Below are 2,343 nucleotides of genomic sequence, written 5' to 3'. Positions count from 1 at the left end.
CCGCCGACTTGTTCACAACGTACTGATTCACAACTGGAAGTTAGTGTCAGTATGTTAGTAAAGTTAGAGCGGCTGGAGAGCGCGGAAAAACAAGCACTTAAGCTCGATTCCGGTCCCCGATAGCACGAGGATTGGGTCCTCGATAGCACGAGGGTTGCGGTCCCCGATAGCACGAGCTGATTCACAGGTTGTCCTCCGAATTTGGAATGAGACCGCGGCGGCGGCGTGCCGTTAAGGGATCAACAGGCGTAGGCGCGAAGTTCAGCCGCTCGGTGCCGTTCGGATCGCGTGTGAGCACGAGCTGATAGCCGGGCAGTGTCTGGCGCTGAACGATCTGCCGTACGTCGTAAGCAAAATGCTTGAGCGGCGAGAGGATGCCGGACTTGGCATGGAGGTGCACAAGATCAAAGCTCCAGCCGCCGGCCTGACGACCGCCGTGCTTGCGCACGAGCCGGTAGAGCCACCGCTCAAGCCCGCCCGTCAGATCGAAATACGCGCGATCAATTGTCAGCACGAGCGCGTCATCGATGACGCCCGCATAGAACCAATCCGGCAAAATCAGCTCGAGGCCAAACGGGCGACCATTTGCATCGGCCGTCTCCTTCCACTCGTTGATCCAGGAGAAGCGATGGCGCCGACGTTCTGCCGGCTGACGGATCGACGTCAGCACGGTCGTTGACTGCAACCTATCGAGACCCGCCTTCAGCCGGTTATAGTCGCGCGCACTGGTGCCGCGGCCGACAAACGTCAGTATCTCGTAAGGCGTTGCAGCCATCAGGCGCGACGTCTTCAAGCCGGCGTCGCGGGCTTCGACAATCTGGGACGCGGCCCAGATCAAAACGTCTGCATCCCAGATGGTCGCCAAGCCGTGTTCCGGCACGGCTTCGACACGAATTGCGATCGCACCCGCGCGGAAATCGATCGGCACAGTGCGTCTGGTCTTCGCCAGCGAGAAGAACGGATAAGCCATCAGGTCCTGCGCGTCGCGGGGCGCGAGATCGCCGGGCAGCGCCCGAAAGAGTTCAAGCTGGTCGCGCTCGGAATGGTGTTTGCGCCGCATGGTCACTGCTCTCACGCGGCGATCAGCGACGTTCCTGGCCCGCATACGGGCGCAGCACCGGGTGCTTCTTGGCCGGCAGCACGGTGCCCTTGCCGGGATCCGACGTTGACGTCTTGGCGCCGAGATCAGCCCATGCTTTCAGGTCATCCAGAGCGTAGACGACGCGTCCGCCGATCTTCCGATACGTCGGTCCTGTGCCGTACGTGCGGTGCTTCTCAAGCGTGCGTCCCGAGAGACCAAGATACCGCGCGGCCTCCGGTGTACGCAGGAAGCGCGGGGGCAGTCCGGTCATTGCATCGGGCATTTGAGAACTCCAAGGTGACAGCGTACCGCGCATAGCGGCGCCGGCGTGTGTGCGGTCATCATGGAGAAGCAAGTTCTCGGAGGGGGATGCCGAATATTGGGGGTACAATTTTCGATACCCCTCGGCCGAGGGGCTACTTGTCCCTGCGGCCACGCCGGAGAAGTTTGCGGTAGCCTCCGCGGACCAACGCGAGGCCGCCCTGCACCAGGCGGACCGTTCGATTGCGCAAATCGTGCGTCTTCCAGGCGCGATCAGGGATGCTCTTTTTCCCGAACAGCGCTTCGGCGGTAATGCGATAGCTGCCACCGGAAGTATGCGCATCGAGCGCGCGGATGGCGGCGCTCAGGCGTTCGCGCCGCTGCTTAGATAACTTGTGAAAGGCAGGACCTGGCGCGCGTCCATTCATTGCGCGCCACAGCCGGCGGGCTGCATAGGCGCGCGCTTCTAAATCGCCATTAAACGGCAATTCGGCTGCGTATGACGCGCCGACCACGGGAGGCTCTTTGGACCAGACACGGTGATCCATCGCCCCGATGCGCAGCACGATATGCCAGCCGTCGGCGGCGCGGCGCACCTGCCCCGCTGTAAGGTCGAGCAGTGGCCGAGAGGCCGAACTTCGATCGGCGGTCGACGCGACCGTGACTGGAACGACGGTCGTTAGAACCTCAGGCGCCCAAAAGATTATGTGCTCGTCGAAGGACCGCAGGGGGTCATGGGCGAAAGCAGATGCCCCACCTCCTCCTGAACTCCGCGGTCGCTTCGCCATCTGGGCTGCTAGCGATCATCGCTTCGTAATCGCGTCGATAGTCCGCGTTACGACGAAGACATTCCCAGGCGATGTCGGTGATTTCGGCGTCTTCTAGGCTCTTGTAGGAATCCGGCGACCGCCAGTCGAATTCAGGCATTGCTTCCGCCCCATTGCACGCAGCTAACAAGGATTGCGGCGCAATAGCAGCTAACAAGGATTGCGGGGCAATAG

The 2,343-nt window shown here is 61.7% G+C and carries 4 protein-coding genes; all 4 read right to left on the bottom strand.

Features of this window, described 5'->3' with window-relative positions:
- Positions 1-181: 181 nt before the first annotated feature.
- Positions 182-1,060 carry a replication initiator protein A gene (locus AC1D00_RS36925; protein WP_477014061.1) on the bottom strand — a complete coding sequence of 293 codons (879 nt, stop codon included), beginning with the start codon at positions 1,058-1,060 and terminating at the stop codon, positions 182-184.
- 22 nt (positions 1,061-1,082) lie between these two features.
- Positions 1,083-1,364, bottom strand: a complete 282-nt coding sequence (locus AC1D00_RS36920; protein ID WP_247412053.1) for a helix-turn-helix transcriptional regulator — start codon at positions 1,362-1,364, stop codon at positions 1,083-1,085.
- A gap of 133 nt (positions 1,365-1,497) precedes the next feature.
- Positions 1,498-1,938, bottom strand: coding sequence for a DUF2285 domain-containing protein (locus AC1D00_RS36915; RefSeq protein ID WP_477014060.1), 441 nt, complete (start codon positions 1,936-1,938; stop codon positions 1,498-1,500).
- 136 nt (positions 1,939-2,074) lie between these two features.
- Positions 2,075-2,343, bottom strand: a 269-nt coding sequence (locus AC1D00_RS36910; protein WP_477014059.1) for a transcriptional regulator domain-containing protein, incomplete at its 5' end; no start/stop codon positions are given.

The sequence above is a fragment of the Bradyrhizobium sp. P2_E8 genome, from assembly GCF_056403875.1.
Note: the sequence above shows the minus strand (reverse complement) of the source record. Positions and strands in the feature narration are given on the sequence as shown.

Bases quoted from the DNA above. Each gene is read 5' to 3' on its own strand.
- AC1D00_RS36925 (WP_477014061.1), bottom strand. From the start codon at position 1,060: ATGCGGCGCAAACACCATTCCGAGCGCGACCAGCTTGAACTCTTTCGG.
- AC1D00_RS36920 (WP_247412053.1), bottom strand. From the start codon at position 1,364: ATGCCCGATGCAATGACCGGACTGCCCCCGCGCTTCCTGCGTACACCG.